Here is a 21,776-nt window from a genome sequence, read left to right on the forward strand (position 1 = left end):
CAAATTTATTTAAAAATACATACTAACCCATATCAATATTTACAAATAACACTATGCAGTACATTAACATTGCCAATCGTGGCGTAAAATCCTTATCACCTTACCAAGCTGGTAAACCGATTGAAGAATTAGAACGAGAAATTGGTATTTCCAATATCGTTAAACTTGCCTCAAACGAAAACCCATTTGGTTTTCCAGAAAGTGCAAAAAAAGCAATTTTCGAACAATTAGATAAACTGACTCGTTATCCAGATGCGAATGGCTTTGAACTAAAACAAACTATCGCAAAAAAATTTGGCGTTCAACCAAATCAAATTACACTCGGTAATGGCTCAAATGATTTATTAGAACTTTTTGCTCACACTTTCGCAACGGAAGGCGATGAAATCATTTATTCACAATATGCTTTTATTGTTTATCCTTTAGTGACTAAAGCGATAAATGCAATTGCAAAAGAAATTCCAGCTAAAAATTGGGGACACGATTTACAAGGATTTTTAACCGCACTTTCTGATAAAACAAAGCTCATTTACATTGCTAATCCCAATAATCCAACGGGTAATTTTTTAACATCACAAGAAATTGAAGATTTTTTAGCAAAAGTCCCCGAAAATGTAATCGTGGTATTAGATGAAGCCTACACAGAATTTACTAGATCTGAAGAACGAGTGGACTCTTTCAGTTTATTAAAAAAATATTCAAATTTAATTATTTCACGCACTCTTTCTAAAGCCTATGGCTTGGCAGGCTTACGCATTGGTTATGCGGTATCTAATCCAGAAATCGCAGATTTATTAAATCGAGTTAGACAGCCATTTAACTGTAATTCTTTGGCATTAACCGCTGCAGTTGCCGTAATGAATGACGATGAATTTATTGAAAAAGTCGCTGAAAATAATCGAATAGAAATGCGACGTTATGAAGACTTTTGTCAAAAAAATCAATTGGATTATATTCCCTCTAAAGGAAATTTTATAACCATTGATTTCAAACAACCTGCCGCACCAATTTATGATGCGTTGTTACGAGAAGGCGTAATCGTTCGCCCAATTGCTGGTTATGGCATGCCAAATCATTTACGTATAAGTATTGGTTTACCTGAAGAAAACGATAAATTTTTCACCGCACTTTCTAAGGTATTAAAGTTTGCTTAATCTATTATTTAATAATGAAAGGGAAACTTATTATATAAAAAACCCGCTTATTGCGGGTTTTATTTTTCCACTGTGATTAAGCGTGCTTTGCTGCCACTTCAGCTAATAAAGTTTGCAATTCGCCTGCTTGATACATTTCTAAAATAATATCACAACCACCAATTAATTCTCCCTCAACCCATAATTGTGGGAAAGTTGGCCAATTTGCATATGTTGGTAATTCAGCGCGAATATCTGGATGTTGCAAAATATCCACATAACCAAAAGGCACTTTGCAGTGCATTAATGCCTCAGATGCACGAGCAGAAAAACCACAAGATGGTAATTTTGGCGAACCTTTCATATAAATAAGAATGGGATTTTCACTAATTTGCTTTTTGATTTTGTCTAAGGTTTCCATAATGTTCCCTATAAATAAACGAGGTAAGCATTTTATCACAAGTTAAAACTTGATTGAAATGCTTGGTTTTATATTCATTTAAAACAAAAGGCCTAAACCGAAGTTTAAGCCTTTTTCTGTATTTAATCTTTCGTTAAACAAATACTAAAATTATTTAGTACCGTTTACCGCGATTTCTACACGACGGTCTGGAGCAAGACAAGCGATAAGCGCTTTACGACCTTTAACTTGGTCACAAGTTGCACCAGTTACTGGGTTTGCTTTACCGTAGCCAGTTGCAGAGATTGCGTCTGCTGCAACACCTTTAGCAACAAAGTAGTTAGCTACTGAATCTGCACGTTCTTGAGAAAGTTTTACGTTGAACGCATCAGAACCAATACGGTCAGTGTAACCAGCAATAGCTACTTTTGCACTTTTAACTTGTGACATTTCGCCATAGATGCTGTCTAATGTTGCTTGTGCTTGAGGTTTTAAGTTTGCTTTACCAAATGCGAAAGTTACATCAGAGTTTAAGCTGAAAGTTTTGCTTACAACTTCAGGTGCTGCAACAACTGGCGCTTCGCCTTGACCAAAACGGTAAGAAATACCCGCATTGATAGAACCAATCCAAGGGTTGTAGTTAATTGCGGTATTTGGTTTATCTTGAGGGCGGTATTTACCTACGCGAGTTAGCCATTGGTATTCTAAACGAACTGCTAATTCTGGTAATACTGCGTATTCTGCACCTACTGCAAATAAACCAGAGGCACGTGCTCTGTGACTATCGATGAGTTTATTATCGTAGAATTTATAGTCAGAACGAACTAAAGCAACACCTGCTTTACCATAAACATCTAAACCTTCTAACACTTCATAGCTACCTTTTAAGCTTAAGTGAGTACCGTGGTTAGTGTGTTTAGCAACAGTTCTACCTTTTTCACGACCTTTGGCACGACCGAAATCGTCGTAACCTAATTCAACCGCTAAACCTAAGTTATTTTGATTTAAAATTTGATAACCACCGAATACACCATAAGTGAAAGAATTACGGTGATAACCTACTTTATGTTCACGAGCTAGAGCACGAAGTCCATCGTGAAAAGATGCTTGACCAGCTTTAACGCCAGCGTAGAAAGTGTTTTCTTGTGGAGCTGCTTGAGCTACTGAAGCTGCTGCTAAACCAGCAACTACTAATGCGATTGCAGTTTTTTTCATTTTGATGTCCTCTATTTAGTGATCGAATAGTAATAAAAAAGTGTCCTTGTTTATACTGAACTTTTAATTAAAGTTACATTCTAAACAGTCACTTAACTAGGGTTTTGAATTTGCCCTACTTTATTACCTTTTGACAAATTCAATTCCTTTGTTTACGCCAAAGGAACGTTCAAAAGTGCACTTATTATCCTATAAAAATTGAAAAGATCAAATTCTTTTGAATTTTTTGTTTATTTTTCATCCAAACAACACACTTTTCTTGACTCATTTACTCCATAAAACACTCCTTAAAAATGCTCAAAATCTAATTCGACATCATTAACGCCTTAAGATATTATCAATAACCTGCCATTTTTACCTTTAAATGAGTTAAATACTATGTTGCCAAGTCTAAATCGCATTCCTCAAATTGAACAATATGTACTTGATTATCTTGATGATCTTCAACACCAACATTTTGAGGGGGATATTGCGACAAATTATTCGGATAGATTAAGTCTGGCTACGGATAACAGCGTTTACCAACAGCTTCCACAGGCGATTCTTTTTCCGAAAACTATTGCTGATATAGTGCGTATAACCAAATTGGCAAATTTACCTGAATATCAATCAATCAGCTTTACGCCTCGCGGTGGAGGCACTGGCACTAATGGTCAATCCATCAATAACAATATAATAGTGGATCTTTCTCGTCATATGACTGCCATCTTAGAACTCAATGTAAAAGAACGTTGGGTTAAAGTACAAGCAGGTGTCGTAAAAGATCAACTTAATCAATTTTTAAAACCACATGGTTTATTCTTTGCCCCAGAGCTATCCACCAGCAATCGAGCGACTTTAGGCGGAATGATTAACACAGATGCCTCGGGGCAAGGTTCATTGCAATACGGTAAAACCTCTAATCATGTTTTGGCATTACGTGCCGTATTAATGAACGGTGAAATTTTAGATACAAGTGCGGTCAATTCTGTTGATGTTTTAGAAAACATTGATGCGCTTGAATTAAGTGAGAGCAGCAAAAGACTCCATCAAACAATCGCGCAACACTGTAAAGAAAAAAGAGCGGCAATCATTAAAGATTTACCACAACTTAACCGTTTTTTAACGGGATACGATCTCAAAAATGTATTCAATGAAGATGAAAGTGAATTTAATCTCACGAGAATTCTCACTGGTTCTGAAGGTTCTCTCGCATTTATTTGCGAAGCCAAACTCAATCTTCTGCCTATTCCGCAGTATCGCACGCTCATCAATATTAAATATCGTTCTTTTGACGCGGCATTACGCAATGCACCTTTTATGGTGAAAGCCAATGCGCTTTCTGTGGAAACCGTTGATTCCAAAGTCTTAAACCTCGCCAAACAAGATATTATTTGGCATTCTGTGAATGAACTTCTTACAGAAGATGAAAAAGATCCAATTCTCGGTTTAAATATTGTGGAATTTGCTGGTAATAATAAAGAAAAAATAGGCCGCCAAGTCACCGCACTTTGTCACTTACTTGATGAAAAAATCGAACATAACCAAGATCACATTATTGGCTATCAAGTTTGTTCTGATTTACCCTCTATCGAACGTATTTATGCAATGCGAAAAAAAGCAGTGGGCTTACTTGGTAATGCAAAAGGTGCAGCCAAACCGATTCCTTTCGTGGAAGATACTTGTGTCCCCCCAGAAAATCTTGCGGATTACATCAGTGAATTTCGCGCTTTATTAGACCAGCACCATTTACAATATGGCATGTTTGGTCACGTGGATGCTGGTGTGTTACACGTTCGCCCTGCACTTGATTTATGCGATAAAGAACAAGTGAAATTATTTAAACAAATTTCAGATGAAGTGGCAGAACTTACGATTAAATATGGTGGATTACTCTGGGGAGAACATGGAAAAGGCGTGCGATCCCATTACGGCGAAAAATTCTTTACCCCAGAACTCTGGTACGAACTTCGTTATATCAAAACCTTGTTTGATCCGAACAATCGCTTAAATCCCGGCAAAATCTGTACACCTTTGGATTCCCAAGAGGAACTTTATTCTATTCTTTCGCCAATGCGAGCTGATAAGGATCGCCAAATTCCTATCCAAGTGCGTGATGAATTTAAGGGTGCGATGAACTGCAATGGAAACGGATTATGTTTCAATTTTGATGAACACAGCATTATGTGCCCATCGATGAAAGTCAGTAAAAACCGTGTATTTTCGCCGAAAGGTCGCGCAGCAATGGTTCGAGAATGGCTTCGATTGATGGCGAATGAAAATGTTTCGCCCGCACAATTAGACTTCCGTAAAACAGAAATAAAACTAACCGCACTTGTGAAAAGACTAAGCAATACGGTTAAAAAATGGCGAGGCGATTATGATTTTTCTCACGAAGTAAAAGTCGCAATGGATACTTGCCTTGCTTGTAAAGCCTGTGCGAGCCAATGCCCGATTAAAATCGATGTACCAAGTTTCCGTGCGAAATTCTTTCATTTCTATCACAGCCGCTACTTACGCCCCGCAAAAGATCACATTGTGGCAAATTTAGAAATCGCTGCGCCTTATATGGCAAAACAGGCAAAATTCTTTAATTATTTTACCAAGCTAAAAGTCACGCAAACATTAGTGGAAAAAACGCTAGGCATGACCGATTTGCCCTTGCTTTCTGAACCCAATTTGCAACAACAGCTGGTAGAAATTCATTATCAAGGCAAATCCTTGGAAGAATTGGAAGGCCTAAGTGCGGTAGAAAAAAACGATATTTTATTTATTGTGCAAGATCCTTATACCTCTTACTATGATGCGAAAGTGGTACGAGATTTTGTTATGCTTACGCAGAAATTAGGCTTCACACCAATTCTGTTGCCATTTAAACCAAACGGCAAAGCAATGCACATTAAAGGTTTCTTAAAACGCTTTAGCAAAACAGCAGAAAACCAAGCCGAGTTTTTAAATCGAATGGCAAAATTAGGCATTCCTCTTGTGGGCGTTGATCCAGCCATCGTGCTGTCTTATCGAGATGAATACAAAGAAGCACTACAAGAAAAACGTGGCGATTTTCACGTTCTCACCGCACACGAATGGTTAAAACAAAGATTACAAAATGCGGATTTACAAGAGAAGTTAAAAAACATCGCCAAAACTGACCGCACTTTCGATTGGTATTTATTCCAGCATTGTACGGAATCTACCTTTATGCCAAACAGCCCAAAAGAATGGCAAGAAATTTTTGGAAGATTTGGACAACAACTTAATGTAGAAAAAGTAGGATGTTGCGGTATGGCTGGTGTATTTGGACATGAAGTGCAAAATCAAAAAATGAGCCGAGAAATCTACGATGTATCCTGGCACAAAAAACTGCATGAAAAAGATCCGCACTTTTGTTTAGCAACTGGTTATTCTTGCCGCAGTCAGGTAAAACGTTATGAACATGTGGTGTTAAAGCACCCTGTGCAGGCATTATTAGAAATTTTAGCGTAATGAAAGGAACATCATGATTTGGCAAAAAAACTTCACGCTCGAAAACTTAAATCAACTTTGCTCCAACAGTGCAGTTAGCCATCTTGGCATTGAAATTTCTGCTTTTGGCGAGGATTGGATTGAAGCGACAATGCCGGTGGATTATCGTACTATGCAGCCGTTTGGTGTATTGCATGGAGGGGTTTCTGTTGCTTTAGCTGAAACAATTGGTTCCCTTGCGGGTTCGCTTTGTTTAGAAGAAGGCAAAACTGCGGTGGGATTGGATATTAACGCCAATCATCTTCGCCCGGTTAGTTCAGGTAAAGTGACCGCGAGAGCCACGCCAATTAATTTGGGCAGAAATATCCAAGTTTGGCAAATTGACATCCGCACAGAAGAGAATAAACTTTGTTGTGTTTCTAGATTAACCCTTTCCGTAATCAATTTATGACAAAATCCGCAAAAATCGGCGTATTACTTGCCAATCTAGGCACGCCAGATAGCCCAACACCGAAGTCAATCAGCCGTTATTTATGGCAATTTTTAACGGATCCTCGCGTGGTAGATTTACCCCGTTGCAAATGGTATCCACTGCTTAAAGCCATTATTTTACCATTGCGTTCAAAACGTATCGCCAAAAATTATCAAGCAATCTGGACAGAACAAGGTTCGCCTTTACTTGCCATTTCACGACAACAAAAAGACGCATTACAAGCCTATTTAGATACGCAAAATATCAATGCTCAAGTAGAAATTGCCATGACGTACGGCAATCCATCAATACAAAGTACGGTAAAAAATTTGCTTAAAAATCAAGTTGAACGAATTATTGTTTTGCCACTTTATCCGCAATACTCTAGCTCAACCACGGGCGCAGTATTTGATGCTTTCGCTAATGCCCTTAAAGAAGAACGAGGATTAGTGCCTTTTGATTTCATCCATTCTTATCATATTGATGAAAATTACATTAACGCCTTAGCAAACTCCATAAAAGTGCGGTTAAAATCCGATGAATTTTTACTATTTTCTTATCACGGTATTCCTCTGCGTTATGAAAAAATGGGCGATTATTATCGTGAACATTGTAAACAAACGACTATTGCAGTTGTTAATAAGCTGGGCTTAACAGAAAACCAATGGGGAATGACGTTTCAATCGCGCTTTGGGCGTGAAGAATGGCTACAGCCTTACACCGATAAATTTTTAGAATCAGCTGCAACACAGAACATTCAAAAAATTGCCGTTATTTGCCCGGGTTTCTCCGTAGATTGTTTAGAAACCATTGAAGAAATTGATAAAGAAAATCGAGAAAATTTCTTAACCAATGGCGGGCAATCTTATCAATATATTCCCGCACTAAATGTAGAGCATACACATATTGAAATGATGGGAAAATTGATCCTAGAAAAACTTGCTTAATAATAGAAATGGTAAAACGTTTCTAAAATCTTCCGCACTTTGCTAAAATCAGCCATTATTTTTTCACAAGGATAAAACATGGCTGATTTTCCTTTTATCGTTGAGATCAACGAACAAAATCTTACTGAAATACTGCAACAATCCTTAGAAAAACCACTTGTCATCAATTTTTACGCGCCAACCCATAAAGAATCGGCGGATTTTTTGGTGCTACTTGAGCAAGTTGCAGAACAATATCAAGGACAATTTATTCTTGGAAAAGTAGATTGTGAAAAAGAGCAAATGATTGCCGCACAATTCCGCATCCAAGCATTGCCAACCACCTATTTGTTTAAAGAAGCACAGGCATTAGAGGCATTTCCAGGCATGCTTGATAAAGCATCATTAATCCAACGATTAAGCATTATTTTACCTAAAGAGGAAGATTTAAAATTCCAACAAGCATTAGATTTCTTGCAAGTAGAAAATTACGAAGCCGCATTGCCATTGTTGAAAGACGCATGGGAACTTTCCGATAAGAAAAACAGTGATGTTGCCCTGCTCTATGCGGAAACCTATATTGCAATGAAGAAAACGGAGCCAGCACAAGAAATTTTAAATCAAATTCCATTGCAAGATCGAGATAGCCGTTGGCACGGATTACAAGCACAAATTGAGCTACAAATTCAAGCAGCCGATACACCTGAAATCCAACAATTACAGGCTGATTATGCTAAAAACCCAACAGCTGAAATTGCAATAAAACTTGCCGTACAACTTCATCAAGCTGGACGAAATGAAGAAGCATTAACACTACTTTTCGGCATTTTAAAAACAGATTTAAGCGCGCAGAATGGCGAAGTTAAACAACAATTTTTATCTATTTTAAGCGCAATGGGCAATGCTGATCCGCTGACAAATAAATTTCGTCGATTGCTTTATTCGCTGCTTTATTAAGCAAAAAGTTTATAATCAGTAAAATGCAACTTATTGCATTATATTATTACTTAACTACAAACAAGGATTCTTTATGTCAGATATCAAACACGCAAAACTTTTAATTTTAGGCTCAGGCCCTGCTGGTTATACAGCAGCCATTTATGCGGCACGTGCAAACTTAAAACCCGTACTGGTGACTGGTTTACAACAAGGTGGGCAGCTGACTACCACAGATGAAATTGAGAACTGGCCGGGTGATTTTGAGATGACTACTGGTTCAGGTTTAATGCAACGTATGTTGCAACATGCAGAAAAATTTGAAACAGAAATCGTCTTCGATCATATCAATCGCGTAGATTTATCTTCTCGCCCATTCAAACTTTTTGGCGATGTGCAAAATTTCACTTGTGATGCATTAATTATCGCAACGGGTGCCTCTGCACGCTATATTGGCTTACCTTCAGAAGAAAACTACAAAGGTCGTGGGGTTTCTGCTTGTGCAACCTGTGATGGTTTCTTTTATCGTAATAAGCCTGTTGGTGTCATTGGTGGAGGAAATACAGCGGTGGAAGAAGCCCTTTACTTAGCCAATATTGCAAGTACAGTGCATTTAATCCACCGTCGCGATAGCTTCCGTGCGGAAAAAATCCTTATCGACCGTTTGTACAAAAAAGTGGAAGAAGGAAAAATCGTTCTTCATACTGACCGCACTTTAGATGAAGTGTTGGGTGACAACATGGGCGTAACCGGATTACGTTTAGCCAACACAAAAACTGGGGAGAAAGAAGAACTCAAATTAGATGGCTTATTCGTAGCGATTGGTCACTCGCCAAATACGAAAATTTTCCAAGGGCAACTAGAATTAAATAATGGCTATATCGTTGTAAAATCTGGTCTTGAAGGAAATGCAACCGCCACTTCTGTGGAAGGCGTGTTCGCAGCAGGCGATGTCATGGATCACAATTATCGCCAAGCCATCACCTCCGCGGGAACTGGTTGTATGGCAGCCTTGGATGCAGAACGCTATTTAGATGCTCAAGAAGCATAAATCTTCTAACCAATTCCCCTCTTTTAACTCTTTTAAAGAGGGGAACTTTTTCTATAATCACGACCAAAACAATGAATAAACTTCGCCAAAAATATTTACAAAAATGGCTTCGCGCACAACAAGAACCTATCAAAAAATTAATGCGTGCAAACATTGTCTTAGCTACGCTTTCTTCATTCATTTTAGTCGCACAAACTTATTTTCTTGCGACGTTGCTCGATAAACTGATTATGCAAAATGTGCCTCGTGATGAACTTATTCCTTATTTTCTCGGGCTAATTATCGGCTTCGGGATGCGTGCTATTATTTTATGGGCACGCGAAAAAATAGGTTTCCAAAGCGGACAATTATTACGCAACCATATTCGTCAAAAAATTCTGGATAAAATTCATCTTGTCGGCCCTGCGACAATCAATCAAAAACCAGCTGGAAGTTGGGCAAGCATTATGTTGGAACAAGTTGAAAACTTACATAATTTCTATGCCCGTTTTCTGCCTCAACAAAGTCTTTCAGCCATTGTTCCAGTGGTTATTTTCATTGCTGTATTTCCCTTGAACTGGGCTGCAGGCTTAATCTTAATGATTACCGCACCGCTTGTTCCTCTGTTTATGATCATTGTCGGTATTGCTGCGGCTGACAACAGCCAAAAAAATATGGATACCCTTTCTCGCCTCAGTGCCCAATTTTTAGATCGCTTACGCGGTTTGGAAACCTTGCGTCTTTTTAACCGCACTTCTGAACAAACTGAGCATATTGAAAATGCCACTGAAGATTTCCGTGAAACCACAATGGATGTGCTAAAACTCGCTTTTCTCTCTTCTGCAGTATTGGAATTTTTTACCTCTATTTCCATTGCACTGATGGCGGTCTATTTTGGTTTTAGCTACTTAGGTCAAATTGAATTTGGTACCTATAATGCACCGCTTACACTTTTCACAGGTTTCTTTTGTTTAATTCTTGCACCTGAATTTTATCAACCCTTACGCGATCTAGGCACCTATTACCACGACCGTGCAGCAGGTATTGGTGCAGCGGATGCCATTGTTGATTTTTTAGAATCTGATTATTTAACTGTACATCAAAATGAAAAAACAATTTCTTTAGAAAGTGCGGTTGAAATTTCTGCCGAAAATTTAGTGGTGCTTTCGACACAGGGTTCAGCATTAACCAAGCCGTTAAACTTCCAAATTCCAGCAAATCATAATGTTGCGCTTGTAGGACAAAGTGGCGCGGGAAAAACTTCATTAATAAATGCGATTCTGGGCTTTTTACCTTATGAGGGCTCGCTCAAAATTAATGGGCAAGAACTTCGCGAAAGTAATCTAGCTGACTGGCGCAAACATATTGCGTGGGTAGGACAAAATCCATTGTTATTACAAGGCACAATTAAAGAAAACTTACTACTTGGCAATATTCAAGCCAACGATGAAGAAATTAATCAAGCTTTAATGCGTTCTCAAGCGAAAGAATTTACCGATAAACTTGGACTTCATCACGAAATAAAAGATGGTGGATTAGGCATTTCTGTGGGACAAGCGCAACGCCTTGCCATTGCTCGGGCATTGTTACGCAAAGGCGATTTACTTCTGCTCGATGAGCCAACCGCAAGCCTAGATGCGCAATCAGAAAATCTTGTTTTACAAGCATTGAATGAAGCAAGTCAGCATCAAACTACACTGATGATTACACACCGAATTGAAGATTTGAAACAATGTGATCAAATTTTTGTGATGCAACGAGGAGAAATAGTACAGCAAGGTAAATTTACCGAATTACAACATCAAGGTTTCTTTGCTGAACTACTCGCTCAACGACAACAGGATATCCAATAATGCGCACATTACTTCCGTTTATACGTTTATTTAAATTCGCCAAATTCCCGCTTATTTTAGGCTTGGTGCTAATGATTCTAGGTTTGGGCTCTAGTATGGGCTTGCTTACCGTTTCAGGCTGGTTTTTAGCCGCTACAGCCATTGCAGGACTAGGCACGCTATTTAACTTTTTCTATCCTTCAGCCAGTGTGCGAGGTTTAGCTATCGGACGAACCGTCATGCGCTATTTTGAAAAAATAGTAACGCATGATGCAACATTCCGCATTTTGTCCAAATTACGCGTGCAAGTATTTGAAAAAATCATTCCTTTAAGCCCAGCGGTATTAAATCGTTATCGCAACAGCGATTTATTAAATCGTTTAGTTTCCGATGTGGATACCCTTGATAGCCTCTATTTACGTTTACTTGCGCCATTTTTCACTGCTGTATTTGTAATCATTGCCATAACGATTGGACTTAGCTTTATCAATATTCCACTCGCACTTGGTTTAGGCTTATTTTTGTTAATTTTATTAATAATTATCCCTACTGTTTTCTATCGACTAGGACAGCAATTTGGCGAACGCTTAATCCAAGCACGTGCGACCTATCGAACCCAGTTTTTAGAATTTATCCAAGCACAAGCCGAGCTTTTATTATTTAATGCGGAAGATAAATTAAAAGAAAAAATGTCAGTCACAGAAAAAACATGGCAGGAAGATCAAGCCAAAGAAGCAAAATTAAGCGGATTTTCTACCGCACTTGTTCTCTTTCTTAATGGTTTGTTGATTTCTGGAATGCTATGGTTTGCAAGTAACGCCAATTTTGGCACAGATGAATACCGCACGGCTTATATTGCACTTTTCACTTTTGCTGCACTTGCAGCCTTTGAGATCATCATGCCACTGGGTGCAGCATTTTTGCATATAGGTCAAGTGATTGCTGCAGCAGAACGTGTGACCGAAATCATTGAGCAAAAACCGCTTGTTGAGTTTAATGGTAACGAGGAATTTGAAACAAAAGTGCGGTTAATTTCTGCGAAGAATTTAAATTTTTCCTATCCCGAACAAGAAACACTCGTATTAAAAAATCTTACATTAGATTTAGAACAGGGCAAAAAAATTGCTATTTTAGGCAAAACTGGAAGTGGAAAATCTTCACTTCTTCAACTTTTAGTACGCAATTATGATGCGAATCAAGGTGAGCTTTTATTGGCAGAAAAACCCATTTCCACCTATTCAGAAGAGACATTACGCCGCCAAATTTGTTTTTTAACTCAACGTGTTCACGTATTCAGCGATACACTTCGTCAAAATTTACAATTTGCAAGTGCGGATAAAATTTCCGATGAAAAAATGATTGAAGTACTACATCAAGTTGGCTTAAGTAAATTACTTGAGCAAGAAGGAAAAGGTTTAAATCTTTGGCTTGGGGATGGCGGTCGTCCACTTTCTGGTGGGGAACAACGCCGTTTAGGTTTAGCGCGTATTTTACTCAATAATGCGCCAATTTTATTATTGGATGAACCAACAGAAGGCTTAGATCGCGAAACTGAACGTCAAATTTTACGTTTAATTCTGCAACATGCCGAAAATAAAACCCTAATTATAGTCACTCACCGTCTCAGTTCAATTGAACAATTCGATAAAATTTGTGTAATTGATAACGGAAGATTAATCGAAGAAGGCGATTACAATAGTTTAATCACCAAAGAAAATGGGTTCTTTAAAAGATTGATTGAGCGAGTATAAGAAAAAGAAAGTTGGGCGGAAACCTTCCCAGCTTCTTCTCGGCACACAGTAATTCCGACTTTGGCTGCTTCCTTCCGGACCTGACCGAGTAAACCAGACACCGTTGCGAGAGACCGAGAAAGTTTCCATTGATATCGCAAATGCGATTGCTCGCTATTATGCAGAATTTATTGCCCTATTGCAAAGACTAATTCAAAAGTGCGGTGAATTTGGCGAGAATTTAAGCCACATTTTCAGGATTGTTATGAAATGAACTACCTCCAATACTACCCGACCGATGTTATCAATGGCGAAGGTACAAGATGCACACTTTTCGTCAGTGGCTGTACGCACGCTTGCAAAGGTTGCTACAACCAAAAAAGTTGGTCATTTTCAGCGGGTGTATTATTTGATGACGTAATGGAACAACAAATCATCAATGATTTAAAAGACACACGCATTAAACGCCAAGGTCTGACGCTTTCAGGTGGTGATCCACTTCATCCCCGTAACGTAGAAACATTATTGCCCTTTGTGCAACGTGTAAAACGAGAATGCCCCGATAAAGACATCTGGGTTTGGACGGGTTATAAGCTAGATGAATTAGACAAACAACAACGTGCAATGTTGCCTTATATTGATGTGTTAATTGATGGGAAATTTATTCAAGAACAGGCAGACCCAAGTTTAGTTTGGCGAGGTTCCGCAAACCAAATTATTCATCGATTTAAGTTATAAAACACTGAAAAAAACCACCGCACTTTTTAGTCAAAAGTATTGAGCGATAAAAAATCTGCAACTGAATTCTCAACTGCAGATTTTTTTATTGATTTCCAGTTACTTATTTAGCAAGCGATCCGTAATCGTGCCTGCCACCATGGCACCGTTTACGTTAAGTGCGGTACGTCCCATATCGATGATCGGTTCGATGGAAATGAGTAAACCGACTAATTCCAGTGGTAAACCTAACGTAGATAGCACGACGATAGCGGCGAATGTGGCTCCGCCACCTACGCCTGCGATACCGAATGAAGAAATGGCGACCACGGAAATTAAGGTTAGAATGTAGCTGAAGCTAAAAGGGTCAATGCCGACCATTGGGGCGACCATCACAGCAAGCATCGCTGGATAAATGCCGCCACAGCCGTTTTGTCCGATAGTGGCACCGAATGTGGCAGCAAAGTTGGCGATGACATTGTTGTTACCTAATTTTGCGGTTTGCGTTTCAATATTTAACGGAATTGTCGCCGCACTTGAGCGAGATGTAAACGCAAAACTTAAGGTTGGCAACACTTTTTTGTAGTAATCCACAGGATTGACTTTAACGAAGAACAATAAAATGCCGTGAACCACAAACATTAAGGCAATAGCAGCGTAAGAAGCCACAATAAAATTGCCCAAATTGACAATATCCGCCCATTTTGAGGTGGCAGCCATTTTAATCATCAACGCAAACACGCCGTAAGGGGTTAAGCGAATCACAAAACGCACCAAACGCATCACTAATTTGTTTAAAGTTTCTACACCTTGTGCAATTCGTTCGCCAAGTGCTTGATCTTCTTTGCCTAAACTCAAAGCCGCCACGCCAAGTAATGCTGAGAAAATTACGACACTAATAATGGACGTTGGGTTGGCACCCGTGAGATCAGCAAAAGGATTTTTCGGAATAAAGGACACCAACATCGCAGGCACAGTTAAATTGGACACTTGCCCTGCTTTATCTAACACTTTGCCTTGAGCCGCTAATTCACGATCGCCCAAGATTAATCCTGCCGCCGACACATCAAATAAATGCACCATCGCAATCCCAATTGCAGCGGAAATGGCGGTGGTAATCAGCAAGGTGGATAACACGCCAACGCTGACTTTGCCCAATGATCTGGTTTGATTGATACGAGCGATAGCAGATAAAATCGACACGAACACCAACGGCATCACGATCATCTGCAATAAACGAACATAACCGTTACCGACCACATTGATCCAATCTAAAGTTTTGTCTAACAAAGGTTTTTCAAAAGCGGATTGCAATACCGCACCAAAAAGCAAACCGAGCAATAAACCGATAAATACCGTTTGCCCTAATTTTTCGGTTTTGCGATATAGCTGTGCTAACAGCAATAAAAAAGCAATAAATATCGCCAAATTGACTAATAACATAAAAAATCTCCAAAACTGATTAAAGTGTTTGGAGACTATCAACTTCAGCAAAAATAACAAGTTTTCTTTCGTTATATTTTATACGTTTTGGTAATTAAAATGCGGCTGCAGTGGCTAGCACGCCTGAATAAACTAAATAGCCGCCGAAAAATAAGAAAATTGCCCCTGCAAGATTATCAATATAACGGCTGTATTTGCTGTAAAAAGATTTAGCAAGTGATCGAAAAAATAACAATGAAATGAAATGAAATGAAATGAAATGAAATAATATAAAAAAGTTCGGCTAAAAATTCATTTAAAATTTCAACCGCACTTTTCAATAAAATCAAATTATTCTTCTAAAACAACTTTACCGATATAGCCTAAATTACGATGGCGTTGCGCGTAATCGATACCATACCCCACCACAAATTCATCAGGAATTTCAAAACCAACCCATTCAACAGGCACTTCCACTTCGCGGCGAGAAGGTTTATCAAGTAACGTACAAATTGTAAGGCTCGCAGGCTCACGTAAATTCAAAATATCACGCACTTTTTCCAAGGTATAACCCGTATCAATAATATCTTCCACAATTAAAACGTGTTTACCTTTTATATCGCCGTCCAAATCTTTGGTAATACGAACGTCGTGATTCGTGGTCATACCTGTGCCATAACTTGAAGTTGTCATAAATTCAATTTCCACAGGTAAATTTATCTGACGAACGATATCCGCCATAAACATAAAGGAACCACGTAAAAGCCCTACGACAACAAGGCTATCGATCTGTTTTTCTTGATAAAATTTTGTAATTTGAGCACCTAATTCAGCAATACGCGCATGAACATCATTCTCTGAGATTAAAACATCTACGTGGTGTTTTTTCATTGTGTTTCCTTATGAAATGATAGGGGATAAAATCGTTTGCTATTTTACAAAAAAAAGGCTGAAGTTTAAACCTTCAGCCTTTGTATTCCTGCCCTACATTAGCCCACGAGTTTGTTATATCCCGCGACACCACGTTTTTAATTAGTTGTAGGGTGGGCTAAAGCCCAGCCTATAAACTGAAAAACTTCCTTTGGCGAATAAAAAATCAAAAAATAAAAAAGACTGAAGTTTAAACCTTCAGCCTTTTTGAACCCTAACGAATTTACTTTCTACTCTACCTGTTGGAGCAACCTGCAATCGCTTAACAGATGTGTGTATAGTAACAGATATTTATTCATTGTCAATAAGAATTATTCTCAATTTCAAAAATATTCTTAATTTCCTGAAATTTTCATTTTATCTAACAAAATAGAACCCGTTTGAATGTTAGAACGATGCTCTATATCATCGGCTACAGCAACCATATTTTTCAGCATATCTTGTAGTTGCCCTGCAATGGTAATTTCAGCCACTGGATACTGAATTTCACCATTTTCCACCCAAAAACCTGATGCACCACGGGAATAATCGCCTGTAACGATATTGACACCTTGTCCCATCACATCTGTTACTAACAATCCCGTTCCCATTTGATGTAAAAGTGCGGTCAATCCTCCCGTTAAATTTGGCTTAACAAGCCAGTTGTGAATGCCTCCAGCATGCCCTGTACTTGGCATACCAAGTTTTTTACCACTGTAGCTTGTCACTAAATAAGTTTGTAATATCCCGCCTTCAACAATTTCACGATCTTGCGTACGAACACCTTCACTATCAAAAGGCGTTGAAGCCAAACGACGTAATAAATGTGGTCTCTCACTGATATTGAACCAATCTGGTAAGACCTGTTTGCCTAAATGATCGAGCAAGAAACTCGATTTTCTATATAAACTGCCACCACTTATTGCAGCGGCAAAGTGAGAAATAAGACCAGTTGCAACATCATTTAAGAAAATGACAGGCACTTCTCGTGTACTCAATTTTTGAGGATTTAAACGAGAAACGACTTTCTTTGCACAATTTTCTCCGACCCAAATTGGCGATTGGAGTTTGTCGAATTCACGAGAAATTGTATATTCGTAATCATTTTCTAAGGCAGCTTCTACGCCACCAATAACCGAACAAGATAAAGAATAACGGCTTGATAAATAACTTTGCAACATACCGTGACTATTACCATACACTTTCACGCCTGTATGTGAATTAAAACTTGCGCCATTACTATTTATAATACGTTCATCCGCCTCTAAAGCCGCCTTTTCAGCCTGAAGTGCAAGTTCTGTTGCTTTATCAACATCCACATCAGCAGCATGATAAAGCTCTAAATCAGGCGCATCAAAAGCCATTAGATCTTTATCAGCCAACCCTGTGCAATCATCAGGCGAGGTGTATTTTGCAATAGCAAGTGCGGCTTCCACTGCATTTTTAATTGCGCTTTCGCTTAAATCGGAAGTCGAGGCATTGCCTTTTTGTTGCCCCATATAAACAGAAATCCCCAATGCACCATCATTAGTAAATTCTACGTTTTCAATTTCTTGCAAACGAGCAGATACAGATAAACCGCTCACTTTAGTGACCGCGACTTCTGCACTCGCGCCAGCTTTCGTTGCTAACGCCACTGCAAAACTGACGGCTTGACGTAATTCTTGTTCTTGTGCTTTTAAAAGTGCGGTTGAATTTTCAGCTGTTTTCATTATTTTTTCCTATTAAAAATTTTCAACATTTTATCTTATTTTCAAAGTTTATGGTAAAATGTGCACCAATTTTTATAAAGGATAAAAAATGGCAAAACGTAAGAAAAAAGAAGTTTTCGATTGGGAAGATGAAGATCAAGAAGAAATTATTTGGGTGAGTAAAAGCGAAATCAAACGCGATGCGGAAGATTTAAAACAACTTGGCGAAAAGATTGTCAATTTAACCAAAGCTAATCTTGCCAAAATCCCACTTGATGAATCCTTACTTGATGCCATTGAACTTGCACAGCGTTTACAAAAAGAAGCTCGTCGCCGTCAATTACAGTATATCGGCAAATTATTTCGAGGAATTGATGTTGAACCCATTCGTGAAGCCTTAGATAAAATTGAAAATAAGCATAACCAACAACAAGCTATGCTACATAAAATCGAAAAAGTGCGCGATGAATTGGTGGAAAAAGGCGATGTGGCTTTAACAGATTTATTAAATGATTATCCTAATGGCGATCGTCAGCAACTACGCAATCTGATTCGTTCTGCACAAAAAGAACTGGAGCAAAATAAACCATCGAAAGCCTATCGAGAAATTTATCAAATGCTCAAGGTATTAATGTTGGAAGATTAAAAACATTGAAATTTTCATCCGCACTTTGTGGATAAGTGATTGAAATAAAAATGAATATTCGTTGGAATGTAATTTTGGGCGTTATCGCACTTTGTGCTTTGGCGTGGTTTTATTCCTTAAATCAGGAAACCGCAGATTTATCTGAACTGGTGAAAAAGCCAGATAGTCCTGATTATGTGGGTTATAAAATGGAAACTACGGTTTTTTTCCCTGATGGTAAAAAACAATATTTGGCTTTATCCGATAAAATTGAGCATTATACAGTCAATGAACAAACCCTTTTTACCGCGCCTTTAGTTTATTTATATCCCACAACATCAAATGAAAAGGAAGAGGAAAAAAATGCCAATCAAAATGTAGATTTTTTTAGCACACAAAGCTGGAAATTAAGTGCAAATCAAGCAAGATTGACAAAAGATCAAATATTGTATTTAGAGGGTAATGTCGTCGCGCAAAATTTAACATCAGATTCACGTTTGCAACGCATTGAAACAGAATCAGCGGTCGTCAATTTGAAAACACAGGATATGACTTCCGAAACACAGGTTAAAATTAAGGGTAAAAATTTTAGTTCTACAGGATTAAAATTAGTCGGAAATTTACGCCAACAAGTGGCGACATTAAAGGAACAGGTAAAAACATATTATGAAGTTAGTAAGCAATAAAATTCTTTTTCTTGCAACGATGGTATTAGCATCAAGTTCAGCTTTTGCATTGAAAGGTGATGTTAATCAGCCGATAAATATTGTTTCGGATAATCAATCCTTAGATATGGAAAAAAGTGTAGTGACATTCACAGATAATGTGGTAATTACACAGGGGTCTATTGTTATCAAAGCAAATAAAGTTGTCATCACTCGTCCTGCTGAAAAATCAGGGAAAAAAGAAACTGTAGAAGCATTCGGCACGCCAGTCACATTCCATCAACAGTTAGATAATGGTAAGCCAGTGGATGGAAAAGCAAATAAAGTTCATTATGATCTTGGTAACGAATTTTTAACATTAACTAACAATGCCGAATTAAAGCAGCTTGATAGTAAAATTAATGGCAGTGTTATTACCTATGATGTGAAAAAACAACAACTTAAAGCTAATGGTAATGGAAAATCACGGGTAACAACAGTTCTTATTCCATCTCAATTACAACAAGCTAAAGGGAAGTAATCTATGTCAATTTTGACTGCAGAGAATTTAGCTAAAAGCTACAAAAGTCGTAAAGTTGTTTCGGATGTCAGTTTAACTGTAAACTCTAATGAAATTGTTGGTTTACTCGGGCCAAACGGTGCAGGTAAAACAACAACTTTCTATATGGTCGTTGGGCTTGTTCGCCAAGATCAAGGTAAAATTGTTATTGATGGCGAAGATATTAGTTTGCTCCCAATGCATAATCGTGCGCAACGTGGCATTGGTTATTTACCGCAAGAAGCCTCGATTTTTCGCCGTTTGACTGTCTATGAAAATTTGATGGCGGTATTGGAAATTCGTAAAGATTTAACCCTACAACAACGTCGCGAAAAAGCAGATGAATTAATTGAAGAATTTAACATTAGTCATATTCGAGATAATTTAGGGCAAGCCTTATCAGGCGGAGAACGTCGCCGTGTAGAAATCGCACGAGCCTTAGCAGCAAATCCAAAATTTATTCTATTAGACGAACCTTTTGCTGGTGTAGATCCTATTTCTGTGAGCGATATTAAGAAAATTATTACTGATTTGCGCAATCGTGGATTAGGTGTATTAATTACTGACCATAATGTTCGTGAAACCCTTGATGTTTGCGAACGTGCTTATATTGTTGGCGCAGGTAAAATTATCGCAACAGGCACACCAGAACAAGTGATGAACGATGAACAGGTTAAACGCGTTTATCTTGGCGAACAATTCAAATTATAAAAATGAAAATAACTGAACTATTAAGCCCTGAAAATATTCGTCAGGGCGTTAGTTTTTCTAGCAAAAAACGATTATTTGAGTCTATTGCGCATTTTGTAGAAGAACAAATCCTTGCAGAACAAGGCGAACAAGCCTGTTTTGAATGCCTTTTTGAACGTGAAAAACTGGGGAATTCTGGTTTAGGAAATGGGATTGCAATGCCAAAAGCGAAAATCCCCGTAATAGTATCAGATAAAACAATTGCAGTGTTTATGCAACTCGATAATCCGATTGATTACGATGCTTTTGATGGTAAACCAGTGGATTTAATCTTTGCCTTGCTGATTCCAGAAAATCAATGTGAAACCTACATTCCAATTTTAGCATCATTAATAGAAAAACTGACTGATAAAAATGTGTTGAAACAATTACGATCAGCCAAAAGTGCGAATGAAATTTGGCAAGTTTTTGAAATTACCGATCAATCAGAAACGACACTTGAAGAAGTGAAAGAATAATTACAGTGGGGAAACTTATGGAAATTATCATTATTAGTGGACGTTCTGGCGCAGGAAAATCTGTAGCCTTACGAGCATTAGAAGATGCCGGATATTATTGTGTTGATAATATTCCTTTAGATTTGCTTCCTCAATTGACTGATATTCTATCTCAATCCCAATCATCTGTCGCCATCAGTCTTGATATTCGTAATATTCCAAACTCCGCTCATTCTCTTAAGCAAACCCTTTCAACATTACAAAAGCATCATCAGATTAAAATCATTTTCTTAGAGGCTGATCGTGCCACCCTGATTCGCCGATATAGCGATTCACGCCGTTTGCACCCGCTTTCATTAAAAGATTTATCTCTTGAAGCCGCAATTGATGAAGAATATTGCTATCTTGAACCATTGATTCAACACGCAAATCTTATTCTTGATACCACCCATCTTTCTACGCATAGTCTTGCAGAGCGATTACACGAATTTTTACGCGGTAATAGTGAAAAAGAATTAAAAATTATTGTTGAATCTTTTGGTTTTAAATATGGGATTCCTTTAGATGCGGATTATGTTTTCGATGTACGATTTTTACCTAACCCCCATTGGGATCCAACATTACGCCCAATGACTGGATTAGAAGCCCCTGTCGCAGAATTTCTAAATAGTCATACAGAAGTCAATGAATTTATTTATCTCACTCGTCATTACATTGATACTTGGTTGCCGATGTTAGAAAAAAATAACCGTAGCTATTTGACGATTGCCATCGGATGTACTGGGGGAAAACATCGCTCCGTTTATATTGCCCAGCAATTAGGCGAATATTTTCAAGCCAAAGGAAAAACGGTGAAAATTCAACATAAATCTTTAGAACGGAACAAAAAAATATAAAAAGTGAGGTC

20 protein-coding genes and 1 other RNA gene are annotated in these 21,776 nt (G+C 38.2%); 15 read left to right on the forward strand and 6 right to left on the reverse strand.

Features of this window, described 5'->3' with window-relative positions:
- Positions 1 to 53: 53 nt before the first annotated feature.
- Positions 54 to 1,154 carry a histidinol-phosphate transaminase gene (gene hisC / locus AT683_RS08580; RefSeq protein ID WP_011272420.1) on the forward strand — a complete coding sequence of 367 codons (1,101 nt, stop codon included), beginning with the start codon at positions 54 to 56 and terminating at the stop codon, positions 1,152 to 1,154.
- 76 nt (positions 1,155 to 1,230) lie between these two features.
- Here the strand turns inward: hisC and grxD are convergent, their stop codons facing one another.
- Together grxD and ompA are read right to left on the reverse strand one after the other, a co-directional pair.
- On the reverse strand, positions 1,231 to 1,554 hold the full coding sequence (gene grxD, locus AT683_RS08585; protein ID WP_005653629.1) for a Grx4 family monothiol glutaredoxin: 324 nt from the start codon (positions 1,552 to 1,554) through the stop codon (positions 1,231 to 1,233).
- A gap of 150 nt (positions 1,555 to 1,704) precedes the next feature.
- The gene (gene ompA, locus AT683_RS08590) at positions 1,705 to 2,748 is read right to left on the reverse strand and encodes a porin OmpA (protein ID WP_038441355.1); all 1,044 of its coding nucleotides are present in this window, start codon (positions 2,746 to 2,748) and stop codon (positions 1,705 to 1,707) included.
- Between the two features lie 378 nt (positions 2,749 to 3,126).
- On the opposite strand from ompA, the gene ydiJ reads away from it, so the two are divergent.
- The 7 genes from ydiJ (at position 3,127) to cydC (ending at position 13,136) form a co-directional block, all read left to right on the forward strand.
- Positions 3,127 to 6,210 carry a D-2-hydroxyglutarate dehydrogenase YdiJ gene (ydiJ, locus tag AT683_RS08595; RefSeq protein WP_038441356.1) on the forward strand — a complete coding sequence of 1,028 codons (3,084 nt, stop codon included), beginning with the start codon at positions 3,127 to 3,129 and terminating at the stop codon, positions 6,208 to 6,210.
- A 13-nt stretch (positions 6,211 to 6,223) separates the two neighbouring features.
- A complete protein-coding gene (locus AT683_RS08600; protein ID WP_011272416.1) occupies positions 6,224 to 6,640 on the forward strand; it encodes a hotdog fold thioesterase in 417 nt (138 codons plus the stop codon).
- On the forward strand, positions 6,637 to 7,608 hold the full coding sequence (gene hemH / locus AT683_RS08605) for a ferrochelatase (RefSeq protein ID WP_011272415.1): 972 nt from the start codon (positions 6,637 to 6,639) through the stop codon (positions 7,606 to 7,608). The genes AT683_RS08600 and hemH overlap by 4 nt, the downstream gene beginning before the upstream one ends.
- A 78-nt stretch (positions 7,609 to 7,686) precedes the next feature.
- Entirely contained in the window at positions 7,687 to 8,544 is an 858-nt protein-coding gene (locus AT683_RS08610; protein WP_011272414.1) for a co-chaperone YbbN, read from the forward strand.
- A 73-nt stretch (positions 8,545 to 8,617) separates the two neighbouring features.
- Complete coding sequence (gene trxB, locus AT683_RS08615) at positions 8,618 to 9,574, forward strand: thioredoxin-disulfide reductase (protein WP_011272413.1); 957 nt, start codon at positions 8,618 to 8,620, stop codon at positions 9,572 to 9,574.
- Positions 9,575 to 9,645: 71 nt separating this feature from the next.
- Positions 9,646 to 11,406: a heme ABC transporter permease/ATP-binding protein CydD gene (gene cydD / locus AT683_RS08620; RefSeq protein WP_011272412.1), complete on the forward strand. Its 1,761-nt coding sequence runs from the start codon at positions 9,646 to 9,648 to the stop codon at positions 11,404 to 11,406.
- On the forward strand, positions 11,406 to 13,136 hold the full coding sequence (gene cydC, locus AT683_RS08625; protein WP_012054471.1) for a heme ABC transporter ATP-binding protein/permease CydC: 1,731 nt from the start codon (positions 11,406 to 11,408) through the stop codon (positions 13,134 to 13,136). The genes cydD and cydC overlap by 1 nt, the downstream gene beginning before the upstream one ends.
- Before the next feature lie 21 nt (positions 13,137 to 13,157).
- Here cydC and ffs read toward each other — a convergent pair.
- An RNA gene (gene ffs / locus AT683_RS09565) (signal recognition particle sRNA small type) lies at positions 13,158 to 13,256 on the reverse strand.
- Positions 13,257 to 13,385: 129 nt separating this feature from the next.
- Here ffs and nrdG point away from each other — a divergent pair.
- Entirely contained in the window at positions 13,386 to 13,853 is a 468-nt protein-coding gene (nrdG, locus tag AT683_RS08630; RefSeq protein WP_005667477.1) for an anaerobic ribonucleoside-triphosphate reductase-activating protein, read from the forward strand.
- 99 nt (positions 13,854 to 13,952) lie between these two features.
- Here the strand turns inward: nrdG and AT683_RS08635 are convergent, their stop codons facing one another.
- The 3 genes from AT683_RS08635 to pmbA all read right to left on the reverse strand — a co-directional run bounded on the left by AT683_RS08635 (position 13,953) and on the right by pmbA (position 17,875).
- Positions 13,953 to 15,275: an L-cystine transporter gene (locus tag AT683_RS08635; protein WP_005686463.1), complete on the reverse strand. Its 1,323-nt coding sequence runs from the start codon at positions 15,273 to 15,275 to the stop codon at positions 13,953 to 13,955.
- Between the two features lie 330 nt (positions 15,276 to 15,605).
- Positions 15,606 to 16,145: a hypoxanthine phosphoribosyltransferase gene (gene hpt / locus AT683_RS08640; protein WP_005686459.1), complete on the reverse strand. Its 540-nt coding sequence runs from the start codon at positions 16,143 to 16,145 to the stop codon at positions 15,606 to 15,608.
- 374 nt (positions 16,146 to 16,519) lie between these two features.
- Positions 16,520 to 17,875 (reverse strand): metalloprotease PmbA, encoded by a 1,356-nt coding sequence (gene pmbA / locus AT683_RS08645; protein WP_005686457.1) that lies wholly within the window; start codon positions 17,873 to 17,875, stop codon positions 16,520 to 16,522.
- An 88-nt stretch (positions 17,876 to 17,963) separates the two neighbouring features.
- On the opposite strand from pmbA, the gene yjgA reads away from it, so the two are divergent.
- The 6 genes from yjgA to rapZ are packed head-to-tail and all read left to right on the forward strand — an operon-like array spanning position 17,964 to position 21,765.
- Entirely contained in the window at positions 17,964 to 18,500 is a 537-nt protein-coding gene (yjgA, locus tag AT683_RS08650; RefSeq protein WP_005651852.1) for a ribosome biogenesis factor YjgA, read from the forward strand.
- 50 nt (positions 18,501 to 18,550) lie between these two features.
- Positions 18,551 to 19,165: an LPS export ABC transporter periplasmic protein LptC gene (lptC, locus tag AT683_RS08655; RefSeq protein ID WP_005647563.1), complete on the forward strand. Its 615-nt coding sequence runs from the start codon at positions 18,551 to 18,553 to the stop codon at positions 19,163 to 19,165.
- Entirely contained in the window at positions 19,146 to 19,664 is a 519-nt protein-coding gene (gene lptA / locus AT683_RS08660; protein WP_005661318.1) for a lipopolysaccharide transport periplasmic protein LptA, read from the forward strand. The genes lptC and lptA overlap by 20 nt, the downstream gene beginning before the upstream one ends.
- A gap of 3 nt (positions 19,665 to 19,667) precedes the next feature.
- Positions 19,668 to 20,393, forward strand: coding sequence for an LPS export ABC transporter ATP-binding protein (gene lptB / locus AT683_RS08665; protein WP_005686454.1), 726 nt, complete (start codon positions 19,668 to 19,670; stop codon positions 20,391 to 20,393).
- Between the two features lie 2 nt (positions 20,394 to 20,395).
- Positions 20,396 to 20,890, forward strand: a complete 495-nt coding sequence (gene ptsN, locus AT683_RS08670; protein ID WP_014550926.1) for a PTS IIA-like nitrogen regulatory protein PtsN — start codon at positions 20,396 to 20,398, stop codon at positions 20,888 to 20,890.
- A gap of 17 nt (positions 20,891 to 20,907) precedes the next feature.
- The gene (gene rapZ / locus AT683_RS08675; protein WP_005686449.1) at positions 20,908 to 21,765 is read left to right on the forward strand and encodes an RNase adapter RapZ; all 858 of its coding nucleotides are present in this window, start codon (positions 20,908 to 20,910) and stop codon (positions 21,763 to 21,765) included.
- Positions 21,766 to 21,776 lie beyond the last annotated feature (11 nt).

It is taken from the genome of Haemophilus influenzae (assembly GCF_001457655.1).
Classification (GTDB): Bacteria; Pseudomonadota; Gammaproteobacteria; order Enterobacterales; family Pasteurellaceae; genus Haemophilus; species Haemophilus influenzae.

What these genes read in the sequence shown, in the direction of transcription:
- hisC (WP_011272420.1), top strand. Translation starts at nt 54, where the DNA reads ATGCAGTACATTAACATTGCCAATCGTGGCGTAAAATCCTTATCACCT.
- grxD (WP_005653629.1), bottom strand. Translation starts at nt 1,554, where the DNA reads ATGGAAACCTTAGACAAAATCAAAAAGCAAATTAGTGAAAATCCCATT.
- ompA (WP_038441355.1), bottom strand. Translation starts at nt 2,748, where the DNA reads ATGAAAAAAACTGCAATCGCATTAGTAGTTGCTGGTTTAGCAGCAGCT.
- ydiJ (WP_038441356.1), top strand. Translation starts at nt 3,127, where the DNA reads ATGTTGCCAAGTCTAAATCGCATTCCTCAAATTGAACAATATGTACTT.
- AT683_RS08600 (WP_011272416.1), top strand. Translation starts at nt 6,224, where the DNA reads ATGATTTGGCAAAAAAACTTCACGCTCGAAAACTTAAATCAACTTTGC.
- hemH (WP_011272415.1), top strand. Translation starts at nt 6,637, where the DNA reads ATGACAAAATCCGCAAAAATCGGCGTATTACTTGCCAATCTAGGCACG.
- AT683_RS08610 (WP_011272414.1), top strand. Translation starts at nt 7,687, where the DNA reads ATGGCTGATTTTCCTTTTATCGTTGAGATCAACGAACAAAATCTTACT.
- trxB (WP_011272413.1), top strand. Translation starts at nt 8,618, where the DNA reads ATGTCAGATATCAAACACGCAAAACTTTTAATTTTAGGCTCAGGCCCT.
- cydD (WP_011272412.1), top strand. Translation starts at nt 9,646, where the DNA reads ATGAATAAACTTCGCCAAAAATATTTACAAAAATGGCTTCGCGCACAA.
- cydC (WP_012054471.1), top strand. Translation starts at nt 11,406, where the DNA reads ATGCGCACATTACTTCCGTTTATACGTTTATTTAAATTCGCCAAATTC.
- nrdG (WP_005667477.1), top strand. Translation starts at nt 13,386, where the DNA reads ATGAACTACCTCCAATACTACCCGACCGATGTTATCAATGGCGAAGGT.
- AT683_RS08635 (WP_005686463.1), bottom strand. Translation starts at nt 15,275, where the DNA reads ATGTTATTAGTCAATTTGGCGATATTTATTGCTTTTTTATTGCTGTTA.
- hpt (WP_005686459.1), bottom strand. Translation starts at nt 16,145, where the DNA reads ATGAAAAAACACCACGTAGATGTTTTAATCTCAGAGAATGATGTTCAT.
- pmbA (WP_005686457.1), bottom strand. Translation starts at nt 17,875, where the DNA reads ATGAAAACAGCTGAAAATTCAACCGCACTTTTAAAAGCACAAGAACAA.
- yjgA (WP_005651852.1), top strand. Translation starts at nt 17,964, where the DNA reads ATGGCAAAACGTAAGAAAAAAGAAGTTTTCGATTGGGAAGATGAAGAT.
- lptC (WP_005647563.1), top strand. Translation starts at nt 18,551, where the DNA reads ATGAATATTCGTTGGAATGTAATTTTGGGCGTTATCGCACTTTGTGCT.
- lptA (WP_005661318.1), top strand. Translation starts at nt 19,146, where the DNA reads ATGAAGTTAGTAAGCAATAAAATTCTTTTTCTTGCAACGATGGTATTA.
- lptB (WP_005686454.1), top strand. Translation starts at nt 19,668, where the DNA reads ATGTCAATTTTGACTGCAGAGAATTTAGCTAAAAGCTACAAAAGTCGT.
- ptsN (WP_014550926.1), top strand. Translation starts at nt 20,396, where the DNA reads ATGAAAATAACTGAACTATTAAGCCCTGAAAATATTCGTCAGGGCGTT.
- rapZ (WP_005686449.1), top strand. Translation starts at nt 20,908, where the DNA reads ATGGAAATTATCATTATTAGTGGACGTTCTGGCGCAGGAAAATCTGTA.